Source organism: Micromonospora lupini (assembly GCF_026342015.1).
GTDB lineage: Bacteria > Actinomycetota > Actinomycetes > Mycobacteriales > Micromonosporaceae > Micromonospora > Micromonospora lupini_B.
This window is the reverse complement of record NZ_JAPENL010000002.1, coordinates 2,512,822-2,537,595: the sequence shown is the minus strand read 5'-3', so window position 1 is coordinate 2,537,595 and position 24,774 is coordinate 2,512,822. Positions and strand designations below refer to the sequence as shown.

The window sequence follows — 24,774 nt, the reverse complement described above, 5'->3', positions numbered from 1 at the left end:
TCGTTTGTGCACCCACACGCGGACCGGTCCACGGCAAACTTCGAAAGCCTAGCCAGCACCCGGTTATGCCGCCAGGCCGCCAGCGGTGGAGCGGTCCCGCCGCCGACGCTGTCGGGCCTCGCTCCCTTTGGCGGCCCACTGTGAACCGCGCCCCACTTCCGGGGCAGCTCGACAGCGACCCAGGTGAGCGTCTGAGGTCGCCGGGGAGCCGAGGCGACCGGAGAGCCGGGGGATCAACGGCCAGCGGACCGGTTCCAGGGCGAGCGGGGAAGTGTGGTGCCGGCCAGCGGCCGACGCGCGCGTCGGCGTTTCCGCCGGCCGGGGGTGCAGGGCGGGCGGCGAACGGTGTGCACCGCGGGGCCGGCGGACGGGGGCTGCCGGCCGATCAGCCAGCACAGGAAGCGGGCCATCTGCGGCTCAGCCGACCGGGAGGCGCTTGGCGTCGGACGTGGCGATCTCGTACTGCGCCCCGCAGAACGTGCACTGCTGCGCGTACCGGGTGCGGACCGGGATGAGCGGAATGAAGAAGAGGGTGAACGTGGTCGACCGGCGGGTGATGACCTGCGCGGCGTGGTTGCCGCAGTGGCGGCAGACCTGCTGCACCACACCGGACCGGTCGACCTTGGTACGCAGACCAAAGATGAAGAACATCGCCCGCCAGTACCCACTTGACCCCGAAAAGTCACCGAATCCAGCGAGCGGATCGGTAAATTCCGAGCTTCCCCGCCATGATCGTGCTCGATCCAGGATGTAGTGGCCTCGCCGCGCGAACGAGGCCACTACATCCGTGATCGAGCACGATCAAGCGAGAACGCCGAGCACGGTCATGGCGAAACCGTCAGCTTGCCGCTCCGGAGGGCTCGGGCTCCAGGCCGGGCACCTCGGTCGAGATCCAGATCGGCTGCCAGTCCGGCACCTCGTGGAATCGGCGCAGCTCGGCCAGGCCGGACACCGACCCGGTCCAGGCCGCGTACGGGGGGTTGGTCTCGTCGAAGCCGCTCTGCACGAAGGTGAGCGTGGTCCGGCCGTCGGACTCGGCCAGCTCCCAGTTCGTGACGCCGGTCGGGCCCCAGTCCACTGACATCTTCCGGCCGGGCTCCAGGTCGACGATCTTGGCCGCGAAGCCGTTCTCGAAGCCGCCCATCGCGTACCGGCCGCCGACCCACGGCTCGATCCCGATGGGGTAGCCGAACCAGGCGCTGGCCTGCTCGGAATCGGCAAGCGACTCCCACACCTTGTCGATGGGGGCGGCGATGACCAGCTCGCCGCGCAGGTCGGCGGAGGTGAAGTCGGTGCGGGGCAGCAGCGGCCGACCCTCCAGGTGTGCGGCCAGGTTGGCGATGGACAGCGCCCAGTACGTCTGCAGCACGCCACGGATGCTGGAGCCGGTCATCGCCTCGTTGAAGTCGAAGTGGCTCTGCGTCAGCGTGAGCACAGTGCTGTCGGTGCCCTCTGCGGTCAACTGCAGCTCGGTGGTGGTCTCCACCCCGTCGAGCAGCCAGCCGAAGCGCAACGTGTCGTCGTCGGCGTGCAGCAGGCGCTGGTGCGGGGCGTCACCCTCGGGCGTGTAGCGGCCCCAGAACTCGTACCGCTGGGGCAGCTCGACCTCGGCGTGCTCGGCCAGCCAGAGCCGCAGCTCGGCCGGGTCGGTCAGTGCCTCACGGACGCGCCCGACGGGCGCGGAGAGGCGGGCCTGGACCTTCAACGGGTCACTCATGTGTCGTTCCCTTTCGGATAGCAGGCGACGGCGAGCTTGAAGGCATCTCCTTCACTGCCGCCGTAACGGGCGAACAGGTCCTGAAGTGCGGTTTGCAGGTCGTGCAGGAACTGCGGGCGCTGCTCGGCGGGCACCCGGATCTCGCCGGAGACCCCGATCGAGGGCAGCTCGGGGGCGGCACGGTCCAGGGCCGCGACGTCGGCCTGGACCTCCTCCATCAGGTCGAGCAGGTAGCCCAGGCTCAGCTCGTCGCGGGCCCGGCGCAGCCCGATCCGGCCGACCAGCCGGGGGGACAGCCAGTAGGACCGGGCGGCGGCCTGGTAGATGCCTTCGGTGATGCCCCGGACCTTGCGCTCGTTTACCAGCTCGACGAGGCCGGCCGCGACGAGCTGCTTGACGTGGTAGTAGACGCGCTGCGGCGTCTGATCGAGTCGGGCCGCGACCTCGGTGCAGGTGCGCGGTTCGGCGAGTTGCCGCAGCACCTCGACACGCTGCGGCTTGAGCAGGACTTCGGCCTGCTCGATCTGCTCCAGGTACAGGACGTCTCTCATGGCAAAATCAGTTTGTACGTACAAAACTTGTTTGTCAATCGCTTCGCGAGAAGCCGCGCCGACTTTCTCGACGCGGCTTCAGGCAACGGTCAGCAGGTGGTCAGGGCAACCAGTCCGGTCGCAGCGGGTAGCCGTTCACACCGTCCGGGCCGTTGTGGGTGGCCAGTACCTGGTGCAGCTGGATGCCGTTGCGTTCGAACGCCATCCGCGACCCGGCCATGTAGAGCCCCCACACCCGGGCCGTGCCCGCGCCCACCTCCGAGACGCAGAAGTCCCAGTGCTCCACCAGGTTGCGGCACCACGCGGCAAGCGTCAGCGCGTAGTGCTGGCGCAGGTTCTCCTCGTGGTGCACCTCCAGCCCGGCGTCGTGCACCTCGCTGATCAGCCGCCCCGGGCCGGCCAGCTCGCCGTCCGGGAAGACGTACCTGTCGATGAACGCGCCCGAGCGGTGCGGCGCGCGGTTGTCCGCGCGCGTGATGGTGTGGTTGAGGAGCCGACCCCCGGTCCGCAGTCGGGACCGCAGCGCCCCGAAGTAGGCCGGATAGTTGCGCACCCCGATGTGCTCGGTCAGCCCGATCGAGGAGATGGCGTCGAACTGCTCCGCCGGCGCGTCCCGGTAGTCCAGGTGCCGCACCTCGGCCAGCTCGCTCAGCCCCTCCCGCTCGATCGCCGCCTGCGCCCACTGCGCCTGCGCCTTCGACAGGGTCACCCCGAGCGCCTTGACGCCGTACTCGCGGGCCGCGTGGCGGACCATCCCACCCCAGCCGCAGCCCACGTCGAGCAGCCGCATCCCCTTCTTCAGCGCCAGCTTGCCGGCGACCAGGTCGTACTTCGCCGCCTGGGCCTGCTCCAGCGTGTCGTCCGGAGAGCGGTAGACCGCGCAGGTGTACGTCATCGACGGGCCGAGCACCTTCTCGTAGAAGGCGTTCGAGACGTCGTAGTGGTGCGAGATCGCCGTGCTGTCGCGCACCCGCGAGTGCCGCAGCCCGTTCACCACCCGCTTCCAGCGCGGCTGGGCCTCCTGCGGCGGGGCGGGCGGCGGCATCAGCCGCTCCCAGCCCAGCCCGCGCACCAGCGCCAGCCCGTCGGCGAGCGACGGTGGGCGCAGCCGCAACTCGTCCTTGAGCACCCGCAGCGCCTCGTACGGGTCACCCGGGTGCACCCCCTGCAACGCCAGGTCACCGCTGACGTACGCCCGGGCCATGCCCAGGTCACCGGGGGCGGTGAGCAGGTACGACAGTCCCCGCTCGGAACGGATCGACAGGGTGATGCCGGCGTCGGCCGGGCCGACGGCGCTGCCGTCGTACCCGATGATCCGCACTGGCAGCGGCCCGGCGGTGACCGCGCGGACGACGTCCGCCACGGTCGGACCGGTGGGCCGGCCCCCCGCCGGCGGGGTGGCGGGGACGCTCGCCGCCCCCTGGTCTCGATCGGTCAGGCTCATGCTCGTGCTACCGCCTTTTCGTACAGTCCCGTCAGCCGGTGGTCCGGGTCGTAGCGGTCCTTCACCGCGCGCCAGGTCTCGCCGCCGTAGAGGCGATCGAAGGCGTCCCGGTCGTAGTACGCGTCCGAGTAGAGCGACTTGTGCCCGCCCGACTCCGACACCCTGCGTTCGATCGTGCGGTTGACGTCGCCGTCGGCGGCGCCGGGCGCGATCGACACGCTCCCCCAGAAACCAATGTTGACGTAGTCCTGCCCCCCGTGGAGCGGATACAGCGGCCAGGACCGCGCCGAACCGGGACCGGCCGGCTCGCGCAACCGCAACGGGCAGAGCCACACCGGGGTCATCCCCACGCTGCCCGCGAACCAGCGCAGGAAGTCGGCCGTACGGTCCAGCGGGATCTCCACGTCCTGCACGACCCGCTCGCGGGCCGGCTGGCCGCGCAGCCGGTCGAGCCGCGCCGCCACCTGGTGCCGGTGCTCGAGGCGGACCAGTCGGTGGTAGACGTCGCTGCGTCGGTAACGCGCCGGCCAGAGCCTGCGCACGACCGGGTGCTGCGCGCCGAACGCCGCCGAACACCAGAACCAGTCGGTGTCCCAGCGCCACAGATAGTCGTACGCGGTGAGCACGTCGCGGGTGCGCCGACGCAGCGACCGGTAGTAGATCGCCTGGCCGGTGTAGTCGCTGGGCGGGTCGGCCGTGTCGGTGAACGTGCCCAGGATCAGGTACGCCTCGCCGGGGCTGAACATCACGCCGTCCATCACGTCGACCGGCTCGCCGGCCCAGGACCGGGTGGCGGTCACCTCGGCGATCGCGTCGGTGAGCGCCTCCAGTTGGGTGAACCGGATGTTGCGCAACGCCACGTACCGGCCGATCGGTTGCAGCTCGATCCGCAGCCGGGTCGCGTACCCGAGGCTGCCAAGCGAGTTGGGGAACGCGGTGAACAGGTCGGCGTGCTCCCCGTCCGGCCGGGCGGTGACGATCTCGCCCGAGCCGGTGAGGATGTCCATCTCGCGTACCGACTCGTGGGGCAGGCCGTTGCGGAAGGAGGTCGACTCGATCCCCAGGCCGGTCACCGCCCCGCCGAGGGTGATGGTGCGTAGTTGCGGCACCACCAGGGGCATCAGCCCGTGCGGCAGCGTCGCGTCGACCAGGTCCTCGTACGTGCACATGCCCTGCACGTCGGCGGTGCGCGCGCTCGCGTCCACCGCGAGCACCCGGTTGAGGCCACTTACGTCGAGGCCCGGGGTCCGGGGCGCGGACCGGGGGCGGAACAGGTTGGAGGTGCGTTTGGCCAGCCGGACAGGCTCGCCCGTGGGCACCGCGGCGTACGACCGCCGCAGCGTGTCCACCGCTTCATCATGGTCAATGGGGTGATCCACACGCTCAGCGCGCATGTGATCACCTTACGCCCGGACCTCGGAAACGGTGGGATGTCAACGCCTGCCGTTTCCCGTCCGGCGCCAGGTTCGACGGTTACCGTGGCGGGCATGCCATCGCCCGCCATCACCGCCCTGGACGCCGCCGGACTGCCGTATCGGCTGGTCAGCCACGGTGCGGTCGACAGCCTCGCGGAGGCCGCGGCGGCCCGTGGCGTGGCCGTACCGGACGTGGTCAAGACGATTGTCGTCCGCCGGAGTGCCGACGATCACCTCTTCGTGCTCACCCCCGGGGACCGGGTCGTCTCCTGGCCCAAGCTGCGCGCCCTGCTCAGTGTGCAGCGCATCTCCATGCCGGACGCGGCGGGCGCCCTGGCCGCCACCGGGTACGAACGGGGCACCATCACCCCGTTCGGCGCGAGCACCGCGTGGCCGGTGATCGCCGACGAGCGACTGCGCGGCCGGGAGATCACCCTCGGCGCGGGCGAGCGTGGTCTCGCCGTCGCTGTCGACGCGGACGCCGCGATCACCGCCCTCGGCGCGACTGTGGCCGACGTCACCGACCCGCAGCCCACCCGCTGATCCCACCGGGCCGACGACCGCCGTCGGCTGGCCCCGGCCCGCAGTGGTGGGTGAGGATGGCCCGTATGCCAGTGCCCGAGGAGCGACCCGACCCCGCCGGCACCGTCTACGGCGGTCGGCGGAGAGCCCGTTCCGGGCCGCTGGCCGACCCGCTGCTGCGGTTGGCGTTGGCGGTCGGGCTGGTGGGCGTACTCCTCGGGGTGGTCTTCGCCACCGGCCTTCTCGACGGCGACGACGACGAGCCGGTGGTGCCCGCGACTGTCGCCGCGCCGCCCAGCGCGGCCGAGCCGACCACCGCGCCGGCCGAGCCGGGCCCGACCCCCTCGGTCGAGCCGTCGCCGACCCCGTCGGCCACCCCGGCCGTCCCGACCGCCGGGCCCCGCGTGCTGCGGTCGCCCTCCGGGCTCTGCCTCGGGCTCGACGGGAACGGCGAGAAGGCGCAGGCCGAGTTGGCCGCCTGCACCGGCGGCCCGGAGCAGCAGTGGGTCGTCAACCCGGCCGGCGCGGACGCGGTGACGTTGACGAACGCCGCCGACGGGCAGTGCCTCGACGTCGAGGGCGGCAGCGGTGACGACGGGGCGACGGTGCTGCAGTTTCCCTGTCACGGTGGGGCGAACCAGCAGTGGCGGCTGAGTCCGACAGGCACCGGCCCGGTGCTTGTCGTCGCGGTGCACAGCGGCAAGTGCGCGCAGGCCGACGACGACGGCGCCGAGGCCGGGGACGAGATCCGGCAGCGACCCTGCGACGGCCGGCCCGCCCAGCAGTGGACTCTGGGCTGACTCAGCCTCGGAAGCTCCACGCCCGGGGTGCGGTCGCGGCGACCAGGACTGCCTCCGGCACCGGCCGGCCCGGCCGTCGGCGCAGCAGCAACGACAGTCCGGCCGCGCCTATCGACAACGCGCCGGCCACGTACCAGGCCAGCGCGTAGTCGCCGAGCCGGTCGCGGACCAGTCCCGCGCCCGTCGCCGCGAGCGCCGCCCCGAACTGGTGGGCGGCGAACACCCAGCCGAACACGACCGCCCCGGCGCCGCCGAAGTACTCCCGGCACAGCGCCACCGTCGGCGGCACGGTGGCCACCCAGTCCAGGCCGTAGAAGACGATGAACACAAGCATGCTCGGCTTCGCGGTGCCCGCGAACAGGCTGGGCAGCACCAGCAGCGACAGCCCGCGCAGGGCGTAGTAGGCGCCGAGCAGCAGCCGGCTGTCCACCCGGTCGGTGAGCCAGCCGGAGGCGATCGTGCCGACGATGTCGAAGAGGCCCACCAGGGCGAGCAGCCCGGCCGCCGTGGTCTCGGCCATGCCGTGGTCGTGCGCGGCCGGCACGAAGTGCGTACCGACGAGGCCGTTGGTGGTGGCGCCGCAGATCGCGAACCCGCCGGCCAGCAGCCAGAACGGCCGGGTCCGGGCCGCGGCGGCAAGCGCGCCAAGCGCCCGGGTCGCCGCGCCGCCGGTCGGCGGCGGCGCCGCGACGACCTCGGTCGCGCCGTAGGCGGGCAGGTCGAGATCCGCCGGGTGTTCGCGCAGCAGCCACACCACCAGGGGTACGACCGCCAGGGCGGCTCCGGCCACGACGAGCGCCGCCGTGCGCCACCCGTGGTCGCGCACCAGCACGGCGATCAGTGGCAGGAAGATCAGTTGGCCGGCCGCCCCGCCCGCGGTCAGCACCCCGGTGACGAGGCCCCGCCGCCGGACGAACCAGCGCCCGGTGACTGTCGCCACGAACGCCAGCGCCATCGAGCCGGTGCCCAGGCCGACGAGGACGCCCCAGCACAGCAGCAACTGCCAGCTCGCGGTCATGAAGACCGTCAGGCCACTGCCCGCGGCGACCAGCAGCAGCGCCACCGACACCACCCGACGGATGCCGAAGCGGTCCATCAGCGCGGCGGCGAACGGCGCGGTGAGCCCGTAGAGGAGCAGGTTGACCGAGACGGCGGCGGAGATGGTGGCGAGCGGCCAGCCGAACTCCGCGTGCAACGGGTGCAGCAGCACCGACGGGGTGGCGCGGAAGCCGGCCGCGCCGACAAGCGCCACGAAGGCGACGGCGGCGACGAACCAGGCGGGATGCAGGCGACGGTTCTTGGTCACGTCGACAAGTCTGGGCGACGGGCGCGGCGGCGACGAGTGGCCGGAAAGCCATCATGCGCAATAATCGGGCCATGAGCACTGGCCCGCACCGGATCGCCGTCCTCGCCCTCGACCACGTCGTCGGCCTCGACCTGGGCACCCCGTCCCAGGTCTTCAGCACCGCCCGGGCCGCCGACGACACCCACTTCTACGACGTACAGGTGTGCACCCCAGGTGGGCGGCCGGTCCGCAGCACTGCCGGTTTCCAGGTGCTCCCCGACCATGGTCTGGAGCTGCTCGACACCGCCGACACGGTGATCGTCCCCGGCATCCACGACAGCGCCGTGCTGACCTCGAGCGCCATCGAGCCGGAGGTGGCCGGGGCGCTGCGGTCGGCGTACGAGCGGGGTGCCCGGATCATGTCGATCTGCACCGGGGCCTTCGTGCTGGCCGCCGCGGGCCTGCTCGACGGACGCCGGGCCACCACCCACTGGGCGTACGCCGAGCAGTTCCGCCGCCTGCACGACCGGGTGGACCTCGACCCGGACGTGCTCTTCATCGTCGACGACCGGGTGTTCACCTCGGCCGGAGTGGCCGCCGGCATCGACCTCTGCCTGCACGTCATCCGCCTCGACCACGGCAGCGAGGTCGCCAACCGGGCGGCGCGGCGCTGCGTGATGCCGCCGTGGCGCGACGGCGGTCAGGCGCAGTACATCGAGCAGCCGGTGCCGAGGGCCACCGACACCAGCACGGCGGGCGCCCGGGAGTGGGCGCGGCAGCGGCTGCACGAGCCGATCACCCTGCGCGACCTCGCCGAGCAGGTCCGGATGAGCGTCCGCACCTTCACCAGGCGCTTCCGCTCGGAGACCGGCCTGAGCCCGGCCCAGTGGCTGCTGCAACAGCGCACCGACCACGCGCGACTGCTGCTGGAGACGACCGACCTCACCGTCGACCAGATCGCCCACCGCTGCGGTTTCGGCACGACGGCCGCCCTGCGCCAGCAACTGCACCACCGCATCGGGGTGGCCCCGTCCACCTACCGCCGCACCTTCCACCCTCGCCCCGAGTTGGTCGAAAGCTGACCCACCCGCAGCGGCCCGGCGCCCGGCGCACACCCGGCCGATGCTGCCGACCACGCCGCCCTGCGAGGCGGGCACGGGCCGTGACAGTCCGGCCGGAGGTATACGGCTCAACAGACCAAGACACCGGGAAGCCGCCACGTCGGACTCGGGCAGCTCAGGTGCGGAGCAGGTGCAGTTGGGCCTGGTGTTTGGGCAGGTGTACCCGGGTGTGCAGGTCCAGGGTTCGGGACCAGGGCAGCGACTCGTCGACGATGAGGTCGAAGCCCTCGCGGAGGTGCGTCTCGACCGGGGTCTCCGCGGCCAGGCCGAGCTGGTCGACCAGCCCACACAGCCGGTCGCTGGTGCCGTGCAGCAGCGCGGTCAGGCCACGCAGACCACCCTGCTCGGCGGCGAGCGCGTCGAGCTGCGGACGGTGCATGTCCTCTTCCAACTCGTAGTAGGCGAACGGCGACCCGGCCAGCAACGCCTCGGTCGCCTGGATCATCAGCTCGTCGTTGGCGACCAGATGCGCGACGATCTGCTCGGCACTGAGCTGCCCCTCCGGAGCCGGACCGAACCCACCGGCGTCGACCTCCGCGAACAGGCCGTCGTAGGCCCGCCGCAATCCCCCGCTCTTCATCCCCCCAGTCAACCCGCCCCACCGGGCGTCAGCGGCGGGATTGGCGGGAGCGGAGGTAGTCGCTCACCACGTACTCGCCCAGGTCGTCGGTGTCCGGGGTGAACATGCGGCCCCGGCTGCGCCGGGCCACCGCGTCGACGAAGCGGCGCAGGCCCGGGTCGTCGCCGAGCATGAACAGGTTGAGCGTGGCGCCGTAGCGGCTGAGCTTGTCGACCTCGCGGACGGTCGCCTCGATCGTCTCCGGCAGCGGCGGCCAGTGGAACAGCGCCTCCCCGTCGTCCGGGTCCAGATGGGCGGTCGGCTCCCCGTCGGTGACCACCAGGACCACCGGCTCGGCGTCCGGATGCCGGCGCAGGTGCCGAGCGGCCAGCCGCAGCGCGTGCTGCAGGTTGGTGCCCTGCTCCATGTCCGGCTCCACAGCCGCCAGCTCCTGCTGGGTGAGGGTCATCGCCTCCCGACCGAAGCCCACGATCTGCAACGCGTCCTGCGGGAAACGGGTCTCCATCAGGTGCGCCAACGCCAGCGCCGTCTGCTTCATCGGCCCCCAACGACCCTGCGAGATCATCGAGTACGACAGGTCGACGCAGAGCACCACCGCCGCGGAAGCCCGCTTCTCGGTCTCCACCACCTCGAAGTCGTCAACGGCGAGTTGCAGTGGAACGGTCGGACCGGCCCGGCGGACCGCCCGGGTCAGCGTCCGGACCACGTCCAACGGCTGCTCGTCGCCGTACTCCCAGGGGCGGGAGGCGCCACTGACCTCGCCGGCGGCGCCCGCCGAGCGCAGGTCGTGCTGGCCGCGCGGCCCGGCGGTCAGCTCGGCGAACACCCGCCGCAGCGCGGTGCCGCCGAGTCGACGCAGCGCCTTCGGGCTCAGCGTGAGCCCGTCCGCGTCCCGGCTCACCCAGCCCTGGCGGCGCAGCTCCCGTTCCAACTCGCGCAGCCGGCGGACGTCGTCGGCCGCGTCCCGGCCCAGCGTCCGGGCCACCGCGTCGACGTCCACGTCGTCGAGCGTGGCCCCGGGGTGTTCCTGGTCGAGCTGGTCCAGCAGGTCGTCCAGCTCGCCGATCTCACCCAGCGCGCCGGCCGCGTCGGCGTAGTCCAGCGGCTGGTCGCCGCGGACCCGCTCGCCACGGCCCCACCGCAGATCCGGTCGCAGCGCCCGCAGGTTCGCGTCGAGCGCCGAGAGCTCCCCGGCGAGACGGTCGCCGAGTGACTGCTGCATGAGGCCGGCCAGTTCGGCGCGCTGCCGCTCGGAGAGCGAGTTCATCAGCCGCTCACCGGCCGCCGAGCGGCGGGCCAGCACGTCGATCAGCTCGTCGACCGTCTCCGGCCGCTCCGGGAAGAAGTCCCCGTGCCGGCGCATGAACTCGGCGAACGCGTCTGTGGTGTCCTCCGCGCGACCGTGCCGGGCCAGCAGGTCGTTCAGGTCCCGCATCATCTCGGCGAGCCGTTGCTGCGCCGCCGGGTCGGCGGACGCGCGCACCGCGTCGCGCAGCCCGGCGAAGCGCTGACCGAGCACGTCGTCGCGGAGCTGGTCGAGGATCTGCTGGTACGAGCGGCGGGCGTCGTCGCTGGCCCACTGGTAGCCGGACAACTCCTCGACCGCCCGGGCGGTGGAGCGGGGCAGATTGTCGAGCACCGCCTCGGCGAACCGCGCGCCGTCGTCGTCGCGGCCCCGCAGCTCGTCGCGCTCGGCGGCGAGGGCCTGGTCGAGCAGCGCCTGGGCTCGGGTCACCGCGCCGTCCAGGTCACCTCGGCGCAGCGCCTCCCGGCGCAGCCGTCGCGCCCGGGCGGCCAGGTCGTCCAGACCGCCACGCCCCTGCGGGCCCCGGCGCAGCAGGTCGCGCAGCGCCTCCCGCAGGCTGCCGCCGGCCAGCACCTCGGCGCCGACCGCGTCCACAGCCTCGCGTACGTCGTACGGGGGTGCGAGCGGGTCGGGCCCGCCGTTCCACTGCCCGTACCGGAACCGGTTGCCGGCCACGATCAGCCCCGGCCGCCGTAGACGGTGCGACCGGTGTCGGTCACGTCCTTGCCGAGCCGGCGGGTCAGGTGCAGCCCCTCCAGGACGAACTCGACGGCGGCGGCGGCCTCCTCCGGGGTGGGCGCGTCGCCCAGACCGAGCCGGTCCAGCACCTTGGCCAGGCCGGGCACCGTGCCCACCTGGCGCAGCAGCTCGGCGGAACCGACCAGCTCGCCGGTCTCGATGGCCGTCCCGTCCTCGACCAGGGCGGTGAACCCGGAGAGGTCCAGGCCGGCCAGGTGTGCCCGGAACGTCTCGGCGGTCGCGGTCCGCAGCAGGTGGGCGAGGACCTCGATCTCCCGCCCCTCCTCGCCGCTCTCGAACTCCACCTTGCCGCGCAGCGTGCTGGTCACCGACACCGCGTCGCCGACCCGGGCCACCGCGGCCTCGGGCCGACCGTCCGGGTTGGTGGAGGCGGCGAGCAGGCCGGCACGGCGCAGCGCGGCGCCCGCGACCGTCTCGGCGGCGGCGATCGCGAACCGGGCGGAGACCCCGGAGCGCGGGTCCACCGAAGGCGACTCCCGCACCGCGCGGGCGAAGCGGGCCAGCACCTCCAGCACGTGCTCCGGCACGGCGGCGACCAGGTCGGCCTCCTGGCGGATCAGCGCCAGCTCCAACTCCAGGTCGACCGGGTAGTGGGTACGGATCTCCGCACCGAACCGGTCCTTGAGCGGGGTGATGATCCGGCCCCGGTTGGTGTAGTCCTCCGGGTTGGCGCTGGCCACCAGCAACAGGTCAAGCGGCAGCCGCAGCTGGTAGCCGCGGACCTGGATGTCCCGCTCCTCCAACACGTTGAGCAGCGCCACCTGGATCCGCTCGGCCAGGTCGGGCAGCTCGTTGACGGCGAAGATGCCCCGGTTGGTGCGCGGCACCAACCCGAAGTGGATGGTCTCCGGGTCACCGAGGGTGCGGCCCTGGGCGATCCGGATCGGGTCGACGTCACCGATCAGGTCGCCGACGCTGGTGTCGGGGGTGGCGAGCTTCTCGCCGTAACGCATCGAGCGGTGCAGCCAGCCGATCGGCAGCTCGTCGCCGGCCTCGGCGACCTGGGCGACCGACGCCGGGGTGAGCGGGTGCATCGGGTGCTCGTTGAGCACCGAACCGGCGATGACGGGGGTCCACTCGTCGAGCAGCCCACCCAGCGCCCGGATCAGTCGGGTCTTGCCCTGGCCGCGCTCGCCGAGCAGCACCATGTCGTGTCCGGCGAGCAGCGCCCGCTCGACCTCGGGCAGCACGCTGTCGTCGTAGCCGACGATGCCGGGGAAACGGGTCTCGCCGGAGCGCATCCGGGCGAGGAGGTTGTCGCGGAGTTCCTGCTTGACGGTGCGGTACTGGTGACCGGCCGCCCGCAGCGCGCCGAGCGTGCCGGGCAGGTCGGCCGGTGGAACCGGGATTACCGGGTTAGGCGCAGTCACCCGACCCACGCTAGCTCACCATCGCAGGGGTGCCCCGATGATCGGGGGGCACCCCCACTGCCACCCTCAGCCCCGCCCGCAGCGCCGGCAGGCTCCCCGGCGGCGCAGGTGGTACGCGTAGCTGGCCGCGCCGAGCGCCGCACCCCACACCGGCCAGAGCAGCATCGGGGCTCCGGTGAGGCTGAACCCGCCGGTGAGCCGGTAGAACTGGGGGTTGCTGAGCAGCCCCAGGCTGGCCGCGGTCACCGCGATGGCGACCAGGGCGGCCGGCACCACGGCCAGCCGCACCGGCACCCGGCGACCGGCGAGGCCGACCATCCAACGCGGGAACCGCTCGCCCCAGCGCTGCACCAGGCCGAGGGTGAGGATCGCGCCGACGGTGGCGAACGTGGCCAGCCCGAGACCGGCCCAGACCACACCGGTGTTCTGCATCTCGGTGAGGAACTCCCGGGAGATGCCGAGCGGGATGCCGGCCGCCCAGGCGAACCGGGTCGACGCGTACGCCAGGGGAATGACCGCGGCGATGCCTGCGGCCCAGCGGCCCCAGCGCGCGGCGGCGGCCGGGGTGGTCCAGCCCCGGTCGGTGTCGCCGCGACCGCAGCCGACGCAGGCCCCGGCGGTGCGGCGCTGCCAGACGAGCACCGCCCCGGCCAGCAGCAGCCCACCGGCCAGCGCGGCGAACCGGCCGAACAGCGCCCAGTTGAGGACCTCGGAGTAGTCGATCGGCGGCCAGCCGAACGGCGCTCCGACGATCAGGATCGGCAGGTAGCCGAGCACGACGAGCACGCGCGCGTCCGGGACGACCACGGCGAGCAGGAACGCCACCGCCCAGCCGTAGCCGGCGAGCAGCGCCCGCAGCGGACCGGGTGGGCGGACCGCCGGGCGGCTCATGGCCAGCGCGGCCACGGCGGCGGTGAGCAGCACACCGGCGAAGAGCGGGGTGGCCAGGTCCACAGGCACCAGGCGCAGCAGGTTGACGTCGCCGCCGTGCGTGTCGTTCGCGCCGAACGGATAGCCGGCGCCGGTGAGCGTGCCCACCAGGGCGAGGACGCCCCACAGGCCGAGCCAACCGGCGGCCAGTGGGGCGAACCGGTCGGGCCACCGGGAGTCGGCTCGGGGTGGGGAGGAAGTGATCGTCGTCATGCTCTCAGCCTCGACCGACAGCCAGTCGAATCCCTCCCGGCCGGCGGTGAACCCGCTCCCCCGGGTGAGGGACCGCTCAGCCCGACGGGGTGACGAAGCCGGACTCGTAGGCGGCGATGACCGCCTGCGTACGGTCGCGGACGCCCAGCTTGGCAAGCACGTTGCCGACGTGCGTCTTGACCGTCTCCACGCCGACCACCAGGTGCGCGGCGATCTCCGGGTTGGATCGGCCGGTGGTCATCAGGCGCAGCACCTCGGCCTCCCGTTCGGTGAGCCGGGCGGCACGCAGCCGGTCGCCACCCGCCGGCCCGTACGCCCCGACGAGCTGGCGGATCGCGGCCGGGAAGAGCAGCGACTCCCCCGCCGCGACGACCCGGACCGCTTCGACCACCTCCGCCGGCCGGGCCCGTTTGAGCAGGAAGCCGGAGGCGCCGGCGCGCAGCGCCTCGTAGACGTACTCGTCGTTGGCGAACGTGGTGACCACAAGCACCCGGGGCGGGTCGGCGGAGGTGGCCAGCAGGTGCCGGGTGGCCTGGATGCCGTCGATGCCGGGCATCCGCACGTCCATCAGCACCACGTCCGGGCGGTGCCGGGCGACCAGGGGCGGCACCTCGGCGCCGTCGGCGGCCTCGGCGAGCACCCGCAGGTCGGGTTGGGCGTCGATGATGGCCCGCAGCCCGACCCGGATCAACTCGTCGTCGTCGACGATCAGCACACCTGTGGTCATCGGGCGTCCTCGTAGGGCAGGCGGGCGCGGATCAGCCAGCGGTCCCCGTCCGGCCCGACGGTGAGTCGACCGCCGAGCAGCAGTACGCGTTCGCGCATGCCGTCCAGGCCCCGACCGGACCGCCCCGTGTCGGCCCGGTCGGGGCGGCTCATCGTGTTGACCAGCTCCAGCTCAAGCGCGTCCGGCCGCAGGTCCAGGCGCAGTGTCACCGGGCCGTGGCCGTAGCGGGCGGCGTTTGTCAGTCCCTCCTGGACGATCCGGTAGCCCTCCCGGGAGACGATCGCGGGCAGTCGCGTCGGGTCGCCGACGCGCTGCGCGTGCACAGTCAGCCCGGCCGCGCGGGTGTCGGCGACCAGCCGGTCCAGGTCGGCGAGGGTACGCTGCGGCGCCGCGGAGGGCCTGTCGCCGCCGGTCTCGCGGAGCAGCCCGAGCACGTGGTCCAGCTCGTCCATCGCGGTGCGCCCGGCCTCCTCGATGGCGCCCAGCGCCCGCCGGACGAACTCCGGATCGGTGTCGAGCACCTCGCGGGCGGCGCCGGCCTGGAGGGTGGCCACGGTCAGCGCGTGACCGACCGAGTCGTGCAGTTCCCGGGCCAGCCGGTTGCGTTCGGCCAGCCGGGTGGCCCGCGCCTCCAACGCGGCGATCCGCTCGGCCTGGGCTGGGCCGAGCAGCACCGGCGCCATCGAGACGGCGAGCGCGCCGAGCCCGGCGACGGCGTAGCCGAGGCCGACGAGCAGCGCCACCCCGGTCAGCGTCAGCCAGCCGCTGTCCCGCCCGTCCAGCGGCCCGAACCGCTCCCCGCTGGTCAGTTCGTCGCCAACGCCGAACTGCTGGGCGATGAACGCCAGCGCCATCGGCAGGGCGCTGAACAGCGCGGCCATCACCGACGCGCCGACGATGAGGTGCGTGGCGATCCAGAGCGCGCTGCGCAGGCGGCTCTCCCGGTCGCCGCGGTGCCCCGGCGCCGGGTCGGGCAGGTCGACGCCGAGCAGCGCCCGGACGGCGGCGATCTCCAGGGCACGACTGCCGTCAAGCAGCAGCGGCACCACGGCGATCAGCGCCGCGACCACCAGGAGGGCGTACACAAGTGGGCGGGGGATCTCCGAGTCGGCGAGCATCTGCGCGAAGGTCACCGCGAGCACCCCGTACGGCAGCGCCAGCACACCGCCCAGCAGCAGGAACACGCCGCGTCGCCAGGTGCTGCCGGCGACAAGCGGGGCCAGTGCCGCGCGCAGGGTCATGCGGACATTCTGCTGCCGTCACCCGGCGGTGCGACTCCCCCGCACCGGGGAGATCTCAGCGGTGGTCGGCGACGTACCCCTGCGGGTCCTTGTCGCGGAACGGCAGGTCGCGGCCGTTCTTGTGCTCGCCGTAGAAGGTCAGCCAGCGCTGGCCCAGCTCGGCGCGCAGGTCGAAGCTGGCGTGCCGGCGGAAGTCGGGAAGCGCCTCGTCCTCCTCCTCGGCCAGGTGCTCGCTGTTCTCCCGGCGGGCCGTGCCGACGGCCTCCCACCAGGGCTTCGAGCCCACCGGGTGCAACTTGGACTCGGCGATGGCGTCCCGGATCTTGTTGTGGTCGCCGATCGCGTCGGCGGTCTCGTCCTCGCCGTCGTCACCGTGCTTGACCAGGTGCGGGTAGAGGATCGCCTCCTCCGCCTCGGCGTGGATGTCCAGGTGCAGGGCGAGCGCCTCCCAGATGGCCAGCAGCTCCTGCTCGTCGCGGGCGTCGTCGAGGCGGGCGAAGCCGCGCCGGAAGGCGGCGTGGTCGTCCAGGATCAGTGCGGTGATGTCGTCCACTGTGCTCATTTCTCCGTCGTGGCGGCGATCCGGGCGCGCAACATCCGGGCAGCGCGGCGAGCCCGGTGGTCGAGGGCGACGAACCGCATGGCCTCGAAACTACCCCGTTGTCCTGGTTTCCACGCCCGATCCCGTACACGACGGGCCGCGGCTAGGCTCATGATCGTGACTTACCTCGCCCCGGATGACCGCTACGACACCATGACCTACCGGCGCAGCGGACGCAGTGGCCTGCGACTGCCCGTCGTCTCCCTCGGGCTCTGGCACAACTTCGGCCCGGACCGCCCGTTCGACAGGCAGCGTGACATCGTCCGGCGTGCCTTCGACCTGGGGGTCACCCACTTCGACCTGGCGAACAACTACGGTCCCCCACCGGGCGCGGCGGAGGAGAACTTCGGCCGGATGCTCGCCACGGACCTCAGGCCGTACCGTGACGAGCTGGTCATCTCCAGCAAGGCCGGCTACCTGATGTGGCCCGGCCCGTACGGCGAGTGGGGCTCGCGCAAGAACCTGATCTCGTCGCTGGACCAGTCGCTGGGCCGGATGGGCCTGGACTACGTAGACATCTTCTATTCGCACCGCTTCGACCCGGACACTCCGCTCGAGGAGACGATGGGGGCGCTGGACGCGATCGTCCGCTCCGGCAAGGCGCTCTACGTGGGCATCTCGAACTACAACTCGGAGCAGACCACGCGGGCCGCCGCGATCCTGCGCGAGCTGGGCACGCCGCTGCTGATCAACCAGCCGTCGTACTCGATGTTGAACCGCTGGACCGAGTCCGACGGCCTGCTCGACACGTTGGAGCAGGTCGGGGCCGGTTGCATCGCGTACAGCCCGCTGGCTCAGGGTCTGCTCACCGACCGCTACCTGGGCGGCATCCCGGCCGACTCGCGGGTGCGCACAAGCGTCTTCCTCAACGAGAGCGACCTCAGCGACGAGAAGATGGCCACCATCCGGGGGCTCGGCGCGGTCGCCGAGCGGCGCGGCCAGTCCCTGGCCCAGCTCGCGCTGGCCTGGGCGCTGCGCGACAGGCGGATGACAAGCCTCATCATCGGTGCGAGCAGCGTCGCGCAGTTGGAGACCAACATCGCCGCCGTGGACAGCCTCGACTTCACCGCCGAGGAACTGGCCGAGATCGAGAGGCTGCTGGGCTGAGCGTCGCCGGGTCGGGCGGCGTCCCGGATCACCAGATCCGGCGCCGCCCGGCCCGGTGGTTGCGGACCTCGCACTGCCGTCCCACAGGCGCTGCCGGGCCGCGACGCCGCCGGCCCACGCCGACAAGCGCCAGGACCAGCACGACGGCGGCACCGGCCAGCACCTGCCATCGCGCGCCGAGGTCGGTCACCGACGCCACAGGCACGCCCGGGTCGGCCGCCGCCACCACCGCCGCCGGGTCGGTGGCAGCCGGCTTGCCCGCGGCGGTACGCGGAGCAGCCGGGGCCGCCTTCGTCGCGCTCTTCGTCGCGGCGCTTCGCGCCTTCGGGAACACGACATCCGAGCAGGAGTAGTAGGTGTCCGGGGTGTTCGAGTTCTGCCAGATCGTGTAGATCAGGTGCCTGCCGCTGCGGCCCACCGGCAGTCGGCCCGCCAACTGGTACGCCCCGCCGCGCACCGGCGGGTCGGTTCGGGTCAGAAACGGACGAGACTCCAGATCCGCCCAGGTCAGCCGCTTGCGGGGGTCGTAGTCGGGCTTGGTGACGTAGAGCCGGAAGGTGCCCCGGTGCTCGATCGTCGTCCGGTAGCGGAAGGTGAACGTCGCGCCCGGGGTCAACTCGGTGCTCGGCCAGTCGGTGCGGGGCAGGTCCAGACCCCGGTACGCCGACAGCCCACCGCTGCACAGTTCGCCGTCCGGGATGCGTTCCCGGTCCCGACCGTTGATGGCAGCGACGCGTACGTTGTCCCACTCCCGTACCGCCGCGCCCGCCGCCACCGCCGCCTTGCAGGCCGCACCGGCCGCGTGCCGGCCCTCGGGCCCGCAGGCCGCCGCCCGGCTGATCGGGTCGGTGGGGGCACCGTGCGCCCAGGCGGGCGCCGCGCCAAGCGGCGCGGCCGCCACGGCGACCAGCACAGCGGCGAGCACTCGACGCACGCTCATGGCTTGACCTCCCGCGCAGTGGTACGGACGCGGGACGCCAAAGGTTCGACACGCGGGCCCGGGAATCGCGCGGCGGGCGACGTTTCGATACCGGCTCACCGTCATCGAGCTTGCAGGAGTTGGTTCTTGTCCGGTTTGCCGCTGGGCGCGAGCGGGACCCGATCGATGACCGTGACGGTTCGCGGCACCGCGAGATCGTTGACCTGTGCGGCCACCAGCTTGCGCAACACGTCCGGGTCGGGCGTTCTCCCGGCCACCGGCACCACGTACGCGTGCACGGCCTCACCTGTCGTCTCGTCCGGACCCCCGACGACGTACGCCTCGGCGACCGCGGCATCGGCGGCGAGTGCCCGCTCCACCGGCCCGGCGTGGACGATCTGCGCGTTGACGATGATCACGTCCCGCACCCGCCCGCACAGCCGCAGGTATCCGTCGACGCCGAACTCCCCCAGGTCACGGGTACGCACCCAGCCGTCCACGAACACCTCGGCCGACTCGTCCGGGTCCTGCCAGTACGAGGATGCCTGCGCGGGTGTGCGGACATAGATCTCCCCGTCGCGAAGGGAGACGTCCACTGCCGGACGACCGACAGTGGCGAGTGTGGCCACGTCGGCAGTCATCTCGGCGGGGGTCACCATGGCGATCATCGACGTTTCGGTCTGCCCGTAACCGTGGAAGAGCACCGGGCCCAGCACGTCGAGCGCCTCCGCCAGGCGACCCGGCGCGAGTGGCGACCCGGAGACCATCAGCGCCCGCAGGTGAGGCAGGTCCACCGGGTTGGCGCGCTGGTCCCGGATCAGCTGGTGCAGCTTACCGACGGTGATCACGCTCGCCGTGGCCCGGTGTTCGGCCAGGGCAGCAGGGAAGACCGGCCGGGGCGCCACGACGAGGGTGCCGCCCGCCGCGAGGGCGAGGACGCCGTACTCAAGCATCACCTGACTGGCGAGCGAGCCGAAGACCAGGTAGCGCCGCAACCGGGTGGCCAGTTCGGCGACGGCCGGGGGCCACCGGTCCGGGTACGGGGCCCAGGCCGCCGACATTGCCGCGTAGGTCTGCACCGCGCCCTTCGGCGTCCCCGTGCTGCCACTGGTCCAGATGATCCGCGCGGGATCCTCGGCCCGTCCCGCTGCGACAAGTGCCAGCCCGTCGTCGGGATGCGCGGCGAGCGAGGCAAGCCGAGCCGAGTCGACCACGAGCGAGCCGGAGAGCTGTGCCGGGCTCAGGTCGGCACGCCACCCGGACACCCGCGCCCCGACGGCGAAGGCGGCCATCGTGGCGGCGAAGGCGGCGGCGGTGACCGGCAGGTCGAGCGTGACACCCACTCCGGGTCCCGCGCCCGACGAGCGCAGCCCGGCGGCGATGCGCCGGATCAGACCCGCCATCTCCGCGGCGGTCGTGACGATCGGTCCGTCCTCGAAGACCGGCCGGTCCCCGCCGGCTGCCAGGAGGTCGAGGACGGGCTGCGGCCAGACGTCAGCGGGCATCGGCGAGGACGCCCTTGACGAAGACCTCGAGGGGCTGCCGATGCACTGTCGGCAGGTCCCAGTTGTTCTCCAGGTTCTCCGCCAGGTGGTGCACGGCGACGATCTGCCCGTCGCGCAGCACCCGCACGACGGGGTGGAGGTAGCTGGCGTCGTGCGCGGCGTTCGCGTCGTTCTCGGCCGGACGCGGCACGCTGATGTCGAACGGGTCGACCTGGTCGTGGTCGGGGCCGTACTCCAGGGTGATCAGGAACGCGAACACGTCCGGCTCGGCGTCCCGCAGATGGGCGACAGGCACCTCCTCGCGGTAGCAGGCGGTTTCGCCCTCGACCGTGATGACATCGCCGAGCACCGCGAACTGCTGCCACAGCGCCGAGGTCACGGTGATCCGGGTGATGATCGAATCGGCGATCGCCTCCGGTGTCGGGGCGATCTGTCGGGACGGCCAGGGCTGCCCGTGGTGCCGCTCGCGGAGGATGTGGTGCAGGGCGCGGGTGGCATAGCGGAAGCCGTGGATGAAGCCGTTCGTGGACTTCTTGAAATCACGCTGCTGGCTGAGGGTGCCGGCGAAATAGAGACCGGGGACGTTCACCGACTCGAAGGCCGGCGTCTGTGCCGGGAACCGATCCTTGATGACCAGCTCCGGCCGGGCGGACTCGGCAAAGATGGACGCGTCGAAGCGGAATCCGGTGCAGAGGATGACCCGGTCGTACTCGAGTTCGCGCAGATTCTCGACAGTCCGGGCGTACCGGAAAAGCACCCGGAACCCGCCACCCTCCCGCTGGCTGATCTGCTCCACAGTGCCGTCCAGGACGGCGTTCTGTGACTTGAGCTGATAGGTGTCCAGGAAGTTGTTGTTCACCGCGCGCAGGTGCCCGACGTAATGGGATTGCCAGGCCAGCTTGATGGAGTGGGGCCCGGCGACGTGAATCGTGGCGGCGGTCTCGATGAGCGCGTCAGCGGTCTCGAAGGCCGAGTTGCCCTTACCGATGATCAACACGCGCTGATTGACGAAGTCGGCGGGTTCGACGCTGACTGTGTCGTACCGCTCGGCCAGGTGAGCACCCTCGATCGGCGGCACGTACAGGTCGGAGACGCCTGTGGCGACGACTACTCTCCGGGCCTCCCAACTCCTGTCGCCGGCCTGCACGGTGAACACGTCGTCGGCCTTCGACACAGAGGTCACCCGGGTGTCGTAAAGGACGTTCAGACCCCGCGCGAAGTCGGCGAGATAACGCACGAGATCGCCCGCGGCGGGGAAGTAGCGTGTGCTGTAGTTCTTGAAGAGCAGCGCCGGATCGTCGGTCAACAGCGAGTTCCAGTCCGACCGTAGATTGAATTCCGGGTCCTCCGACCCGGTCCACACCTTGTTGATCGAGATCAACTGGCGATGCCGTGGATAGGTCTCGAAGAATGTGCCAGCCCGTGGGCCGCCCTCCAGCACCACGTAGTCGTGACCGTCGCGCTTGAGCAGGGCCGCGAGCTGCAGGCCTGCCGGCCCGGCTCCGATGATCAGGCAATCGTGCGTCATGGCCGCAATTTACTGAGGCAATTTCAGAGCGCTCTGAGAAATTGCCTCTAGCATCCGCTCTCATGACGATTGAGGTGGATTTGGCAGCACCCCTGCGCCTCGCCGACCTGCGCGTCGCCGCAGGCCCGGTCACGGTCGTGGTCGGCGAGGAGGTGCGCGATCGGGTGGCCACCGGCCGCACATTTCTCGGCAAGGCGCTCGGCGACGACCGGGCGATCTACGGTGCCACCACCGGCTTCGGGGCGCTCGTCGGCTACGCGGGCCGAGCCGACCAGCGCGACCAGGCCGACAACACCCTCGCCCACCTCGGGGCGGGCCAGGGCCCGGACCTCGCCCCGGATGTCGTGCGCGCGACGCTGCTGGTCCGCGCCTGGTCCCTGGCCCGGGGCGCGTCGGGGGTCTCGCCGCACGTGATCGACGCGCTCGCGGCCATGCTTGGCACGACGTTCACGCCGGCGATGCCCAGGCTCGGCTCGGTGGGAGCCAGCGGTGACCTGATCCCGCTCGGTGCCGCCGCTCAGGCGTTGCGCGGTCGCGGGCACGCCTACCTGGACGGCGTCCGGATGCCCGCCGGGGATGCCCTGACGAAGGCCGGTCTGGAGCCGCTGCCGCTCGACGGCCGGGATGCGCTCGCGCTTGTCAACGGCACGTCGCTCACCACTGCGGCGCTGGCCCTCGCCCTGGGCCGGGTCCGCACCTCGCACCGCGTGGTGCAGACGTTGACCTGCCTGCTCGCGGACCTGCTCGGCTGCGATCCGCAGTTTCTCGATCCCGCCCTCCTCGACGCCTACGGTCACCCGGGCGCCGTCGGGGTCGGCGCCACGATGCGGGCGACCTCCGCCGGCCTGCGGAAGTCCGGCACGAGAGCGTTGCAGGAGCCCTACAGCATCCGCTGCGCGCCGCAGCTACTCGGAGCGGCCGAGGACGCCCTGCGCTATGTCGACGGCGTCGTGTCGGCGGACCTCGGCGGGGTGAGCGACAACCCCCTCTTCTTCCCCGCCGACGACAAGGTCGTGCACGGTGGCAACTTCTTCGGCCAACCCGCCGCGTTCGCCGCCGACGTCCTGTCCATGGTGATCGCCCAGGTCGGCAACCTCGCCGAGCGCCAACTCGACCTGCTCGTGGATCCGGTACGCAACGGCGGACTGCCGCCGATGCTCGCGGCGGGGCCAGGTCAGCAGCACGGGCTGCAGGGCGTACAGCTCGCGTCGACCGCGCTCATCACCGAGATCAGGCGCGACTGTGTGCCCGCAAGCCTGCAGAGCCTCCCCACCAACCTGCACAACCAGGACGTCATCCCGCTCGGCACGCAGGCTGCTCTGCGCGCCCTGGACCAGGCGGAGCTGCTGCGCCTGATCACCGGGTCGCTCGGGCTCGGGCTGCGCCAGGCGGTGCACGTGGGCGCGCGCCGGCCCACGGCGGCGGGCTGTGACCGCACCCTCCGAGCCCTGGAGGAGATCCCCCCGATCGACCCGGACCGACCTCTCGACTCCGACGTGCGAAGGGCTGCCGCGATTCTGGAAGAGCTTGAAATCTCTCTGATTTCCGGCTCGTACGGTGAGCGCCGTGACGCTTGATTACCTGATCATCGGAGCCGGTCCAGCCGGCCTTCAACTCGCCGCCCTGCTCGAGGCCGAGGGCAAGCGTGACTATGTGGTGCTGGAGGGCGCCGACGGGCCGGGGGCGTTCTTCGCCACCTATCCGCGGCACCGCCAACTCATCTCGATCAACAAGCCACACACGGGCACGGACGATCCCGAGCTGAATCTGCGGCTCGACTGGAACTCCCTGCTCACCGACGACCCGGCGCTGCTGTTCACCCAGTACACCGAGCGGTACTTCCCGGACGCCGACGTGATGGTGCGCTACCTCGCCGACTTCGCGGCGAAGACCGGCGTCAAGGTCAGTTACGACACCCGGGTGACGCGTGTGTCCAAGCACGACGACGTGTTCACGGTCGAGGCCGGCGATCGGCGCTGGGAGGCCCGCGCGGTGATCGTCGCCACCGGCGTGTCGAAGACCTACGAGCCGGACATCGCGGGGTTCGAACTGGCCGAGGGGTACGACGTGATGAGCGTCGAGCCACGGGACTACCTCGACCAGAAGGTGCTGATCATCGGCAAGGGCAACTCGGCCTTCGAGACCGCCGAGAACCTCATGGAGACCACGACACTGATCCACGTCGCGGGGCCCAGCTCGGTCCGGATGGCGTGGCGCACCCACTACGTCGGGCACCTGCGCGCGGTGAACAACAACTTCCTCGACACCTACCAGCTCAAGTCGGCAAACGCGATCCTCGACGGCACGATCAAGAGCATCGAGCGCGACGGCACGGGCTACAAGGTCGCGTTCAGCTTCTCGCGGGCGAACGAGGTCGTGAAGGAACTGCATTACGACCGGGTGCTGGCGTGTACGGGATTCCGTTTCGACGACTCGATCTTCGACTCCTCGGCGCGGCCGCAGCTCGCCATCTCAGACCGGTTCCCGGCACAGACCGAGGCATGGGAGTCGGTGAACGTCCCGGGGCTGTTCTTCGCCGGGACGATCTCCCAGCAGCGCGACTTCAAGAAGTCCACGAGCGGTTTCGTGCACGGTTTCCGCTACGCCGTGCGCGCACTGCACAGGATCCTGTCCCGCCGCTACGACGCCACGGCCTGGCCGTTCGACACGCTCGCCGTCGAGCCGGCGGCCATGACCGCGGCTGCCATCGAGCGGGTCAACCGCAGCTCGGCCCTGTGGCAGCAGTTCGGGTTCATCGCCGACGTGCTCACCGTCGCCGGACCCGAGGCCCGCTACCACGAGGAGGTACCGGTGGCCTACTTCGTGGCGACGGGCCTCCGCACCGCCGAACACGACCATGACCAGGCTTTCGTGATCACTCTCGAGTACGGGCCCGACCACGACCAGGTCGACCCGTTCGACATCACCGTGTCCCGCGTGGCCCAGGACGTCGTGGGGCAGGCGCACGACGCGGCGTACCTGCACCCGGTCGTCCGTTACCACCGCGACGGCCGGCTGATCAGCACGCACCACCTCGCCGAGAACCTGGAGAACCGGTGGGACCGGCCGGACGTCCACGTACGGCCGTTGCAGGAGTTCCTGGGTCGCTGCCTCGCCGGCGCCGAGGGCTGAC

22 protein-coding genes are annotated in these 24,774 nt (G+C 71.9%); 6 read left to right on the top strand and 16 right to left on the bottom strand.

Annotated features, from left to right (window positions below):
• Window positions 1-417: 417 nt before the first annotated feature.
• The 5 genes from OOJ91_RS26645 to OOJ91_RS26625 form a co-directional block, all read right to left on the bottom strand.
• Complete coding sequence (locus OOJ91_RS26645; protein WP_266249191.1) at window positions 418-651, bottom strand: zinc-ribbon domain-containing protein; 234 nt, start codon at window positions 649-651, stop codon at window positions 418-420.
• Window positions 652-838: 187 nt separating this feature from the next.
• Complete coding sequence (locus OOJ91_RS26640) at window positions 839-1,717, bottom strand: SRPBCC family protein (protein ID WP_266249189.1); 879 nt, start codon at window positions 1,715-1,717, stop codon at window positions 839-841.
• On the bottom strand, window positions 1,714-2,268 hold the full coding sequence (locus tag OOJ91_RS26635) for a winged helix-turn-helix domain-containing protein (RefSeq protein WP_266249187.1): 555 nt from the start codon (window positions 2,266-2,268) through the stop codon (window positions 1,714-1,716). Before OOJ91_RS26635 ends, OOJ91_RS26640 begins: the two co-directional genes overlap by 4 nt.
• A gap of 100 nt (window positions 2,269-2,368) precedes the next feature.
• Window positions 2,369-3,712 (bottom strand): class I SAM-dependent methyltransferase, encoded by a 1,344-nt coding sequence (locus tag OOJ91_RS26630; RefSeq protein ID WP_266249184.1) that lies wholly within the window; start codon window positions 3,710-3,712, stop codon window positions 2,369-2,371.
• On the bottom strand, window positions 3,709-5,106 hold the full coding sequence (locus OOJ91_RS26625; RefSeq protein WP_266249182.1) for an FAD-binding oxidoreductase: 1,398 nt from the start codon (window positions 5,104-5,106) through the stop codon (window positions 3,709-3,711). Before OOJ91_RS26625 ends, OOJ91_RS26630 begins: the two co-directional genes overlap by 4 nt.
• 93 nt (window positions 5,107-5,199) lie before the next feature.
• Between OOJ91_RS26625 and OOJ91_RS26620 the strand changes: the two genes are divergently transcribed.
• A complete protein-coding gene (locus OOJ91_RS26620) occupies window positions 5,200-5,670 on the top strand; it encodes an aminoacyl-tRNA deacylase (protein WP_266249180.1) in 471 nt (156 codons plus the stop codon).
• A gap of 65 nt (window positions 5,671-5,735) precedes the next feature.
• Window positions 5,736-6,449, top strand: a complete 714-nt coding sequence (locus OOJ91_RS26615; protein ID WP_266249178.1) for an RICIN domain-containing protein — start codon at window positions 5,736-5,738, stop codon at window positions 6,447-6,449.
• 1 nt (window position 6,450) lies between these two features.
• Here the strand turns inward: OOJ91_RS26615 and OOJ91_RS26610 are convergent, their stop codons facing one another.
• Window positions 6,451-7,755 carry an MFS transporter gene (locus tag OOJ91_RS26610; protein ID WP_266249177.1) on the bottom strand — a complete coding sequence of 435 codons (1,305 nt, stop codon included), beginning with the start codon at window positions 7,753-7,755 and terminating at the stop codon, window positions 6,451-6,453.
• A 53-nt stretch (window positions 7,756-7,808) separates the two neighbouring features.
• Here OOJ91_RS26610 and OOJ91_RS26605 point away from each other — a divergent pair, with 53 nt between their 5' ends.
• Window positions 7,809-8,816: a GlxA family transcriptional regulator gene (locus tag OOJ91_RS26605; RefSeq protein ID WP_266249176.1), complete on the top strand. Its 1,008-nt coding sequence runs from the start codon at window positions 7,809-7,811 to the stop codon at window positions 8,814-8,816.
• Between the two features lie 154 nt (window positions 8,817-8,970).
• Here OOJ91_RS26605 and OOJ91_RS26600 read toward each other — a convergent pair whose 3' ends face one another.
• The 7 genes from OOJ91_RS26600 to OOJ91_RS26570 all read right to left on the bottom strand — a co-directional run bounded on the left by OOJ91_RS26600 (window position 8,971) and on the right by OOJ91_RS26570 (window position 16,543).
• Window positions 8,971-9,435, bottom strand: a complete 465-nt coding sequence (locus OOJ91_RS26600; RefSeq protein ID WP_266249173.1) for a hypothetical protein — start codon at window positions 9,433-9,435, stop codon at window positions 8,971-8,973.
• Window positions 9,436-9,463: 28 nt separating this feature from the next.
• On the bottom strand, window positions 9,464-11,419 hold the full coding sequence (locus OOJ91_RS26595; RefSeq protein ID WP_266249869.1) for a vWA domain-containing protein: 1,956 nt from the start codon (window positions 11,417-11,419) through the stop codon (window positions 9,464-9,466).
• The gene (locus OOJ91_RS26590) at window positions 11,419-12,879 is read right to left on the bottom strand and encodes a sigma 54-interacting transcriptional regulator (RefSeq protein WP_266249170.1); all 1,461 of its coding nucleotides are present in this window, start codon (window positions 12,877-12,879) and stop codon (window positions 11,419-11,421) included. Before OOJ91_RS26590 ends, OOJ91_RS26595 begins: the two co-directional genes overlap by 1 nt.
• A gap of 57 nt (window positions 12,880-12,936) precedes the next feature.
• On the bottom strand, window positions 12,937-14,013 hold the full coding sequence (locus OOJ91_RS26585) for a hypothetical protein (protein ID WP_266249168.1): 1,077 nt from the start codon (window positions 14,011-14,013) through the stop codon (window positions 12,937-12,939).
• Between the two features lie 76 nt (window positions 14,014-14,089).
• A complete protein-coding gene (locus OOJ91_RS26580; RefSeq protein WP_266249167.1) occupies window positions 14,090-14,740 on the bottom strand; it encodes a response regulator transcription factor in 651 nt (216 codons plus the stop codon).
• Window positions 14,737-15,981, bottom strand: a complete 1,245-nt coding sequence (locus OOJ91_RS26575; protein ID WP_266249164.1) for a histidine kinase — start codon at window positions 15,979-15,981, stop codon at window positions 14,737-14,739. Before OOJ91_RS26575 ends, OOJ91_RS26580 begins: the two co-directional genes overlap by 4 nt.
• A 55-nt stretch (window positions 15,982-16,036) precedes the next feature.
• On the bottom strand, window positions 16,037-16,543 hold the full coding sequence (locus OOJ91_RS26570) for a hemerythrin domain-containing protein (RefSeq protein ID WP_266249161.1): 507 nt from the start codon (window positions 16,541-16,543) through the stop codon (window positions 16,037-16,039).
• 150 nt (window positions 16,544-16,693) lie between these two features.
• Here OOJ91_RS26570 and mgrA point away from each other — a divergent pair, with 150 nt between their 5' ends.
• Window positions 16,694-17,689, top strand: coding sequence for an L-glyceraldehyde 3-phosphate reductase (gene mgrA, locus OOJ91_RS26565; RefSeq protein ID WP_266249159.1), 996 nt, complete (start codon window positions 16,694-16,696; stop codon window positions 17,687-17,689).
• A gap of 28 nt (window positions 17,690-17,717) precedes the next feature.
• On the opposite strand, the gene OOJ91_RS26560 is transcribed toward mgrA, so the two are convergent.
• The 3 genes from OOJ91_RS26560 to OOJ91_RS26550 form a co-directional block, all read right to left on the bottom strand.
• Entirely contained in the window at window positions 17,718-18,629 is a 912-nt protein-coding gene (locus OOJ91_RS26560) for a lytic polysaccharide monooxygenase auxiliary activity family 9 protein (RefSeq protein ID WP_266249156.1), read from the bottom strand.
• Window positions 18,630-18,730: 101 nt separating this feature from the next.
• Window positions 18,731-20,113, bottom strand: a complete 1,383-nt coding sequence (locus OOJ91_RS26555) for a class I adenylate-forming enzyme family protein (RefSeq protein ID WP_266249152.1) — start codon at window positions 20,111-20,113, stop codon at window positions 18,731-18,733.
• Entirely contained in the window at window positions 20,103-21,641 is a 1,539-nt protein-coding gene (locus tag OOJ91_RS26550; RefSeq protein WP_266249150.1) for an NAD(P)-binding domain-containing protein, read from the bottom strand. The genes OOJ91_RS26555 and OOJ91_RS26550 overlap by 11 nt, the downstream gene beginning before the upstream one ends.
• A gap of 62 nt (window positions 21,642-21,703) precedes the next feature.
• Between OOJ91_RS26550 and OOJ91_RS26545 the strand changes: the two genes are divergently transcribed.
• The gene (locus OOJ91_RS26545; RefSeq protein ID WP_266249148.1) at window positions 21,704-23,218 is read left to right on the top strand and encodes an aromatic amino acid ammonia-lyase; all 1,515 of its coding nucleotides are present in this window, start codon (window positions 21,704-21,706) and stop codon (window positions 23,216-23,218) included.
• Window positions 23,208-24,773, top strand: a complete 1,566-nt coding sequence (locus OOJ91_RS26540; RefSeq protein WP_266249146.1) for an NAD(P)-binding domain-containing protein — start codon at window positions 23,208-23,210, stop codon at window positions 24,771-24,773. Before OOJ91_RS26545 ends, OOJ91_RS26540 begins: the two co-directional genes overlap by 11 nt.
• The last annotated feature ends 1 nt before the right edge of the window (window position 24,774 follow it).

Coding starts and splice junctions, on each gene's coding strand:
- OOJ91_RS26645 (WP_266249191.1), bottom strand. CDS start 651: ATGTTCTTCATCTTTGGTCTGCGTACCAAGGTCGACCGGTCCGGTGTG.
- OOJ91_RS26640 (WP_266249189.1), bottom strand. CDS start 1,717: ATGAGTGACCCGTTGAAGGTCCAGGCCCGCCTCTCCGCGCCCGTCGGG.
- OOJ91_RS26635 (WP_266249187.1), bottom strand. CDS start 2,268: ATGAGAGACGTCCTGTACCTGGAGCAGATCGAGCAGGCCGAAGTCCTG.
- OOJ91_RS26630 (WP_266249184.1), bottom strand. CDS start 3,712: ATGAGCCTGACCGATCGAGACCAGGGGGCGGCGAGCGTCCCCGCCACC.
- OOJ91_RS26625 (WP_266249182.1), bottom strand. CDS start 5,106: ATGCGCGCTGAGCGTGTGGATCACCCCATTGACCATGATGAAGCGGTG.
- OOJ91_RS26620 (WP_266249180.1), top strand. CDS start 5,200: ATGCCATCGCCCGCCATCACCGCCCTGGACGCCGCCGGACTGCCGTAT.
- OOJ91_RS26615 (WP_266249178.1), top strand. CDS start 5,736: ATGCCAGTGCCCGAGGAGCGACCCGACCCCGCCGGCACCGTCTACGGC.
- OOJ91_RS26605 (WP_266249176.1), top strand. CDS start 7,809: ATGCGCAATAATCGGGCCATGAGCACTGGCCCGCACCGGATCGCCGTC.
- OOJ91_RS26600 (WP_266249173.1), bottom strand. CDS start 9,435: ATGAAGAGCGGGGGATTGCGGCGGGCCTACGACGGCCTGTTCGCGGAG.
- OOJ91_RS26585 (WP_266249168.1), bottom strand. CDS start 14,013: ATGACGACGATCACTTCCTCCCCACCCCGAGCCGACTCCCGGTGGCCC.
- OOJ91_RS26580 (WP_266249167.1), bottom strand. CDS start 14,740: ATGACCACAGGTGTGCTGATCGTCGACGACGACGAGTTGATCCGGGTC.
- OOJ91_RS26575 (WP_266249164.1), bottom strand. CDS start 15,981: ATGACCCTGCGCGCGGCACTGGCCCCGCTTGTCGCCGGCAGCACCTGG.
- OOJ91_RS26570 (WP_266249161.1), bottom strand. CDS start 16,543: ATGAGCACAGTGGACGACATCACCGCACTGATCCTGGACGACCACGCC.
- mgrA (WP_266249159.1), top strand. CDS start 16,694: ATGATCGTGACTTACCTCGCCCCGGATGACCGCTACGACACCATGACC.
- OOJ91_RS26560 (WP_266249156.1), bottom strand. CDS start 18,629: ATGAGCGTGCGTCGAGTGCTCGCCGCTGTGCTGGTCGCCGTGGCGGCC.
- OOJ91_RS26555 (WP_266249152.1), bottom strand. CDS start 20,113: ATGCCCGCTGACGTCTGGCCGCAGCCCGTCCTCGACCTCCTGGCAGCC.
- OOJ91_RS26550 (WP_266249150.1), bottom strand. CDS start 21,641: ATGACGCACGATTGCCTGATCATCGGAGCCGGGCCGGCAGGCCTGCAG.
- OOJ91_RS26545 (WP_266249148.1), top strand. CDS start 21,704: ATGACGATTGAGGTGGATTTGGCAGCACCCCTGCGCCTCGCCGACCTG.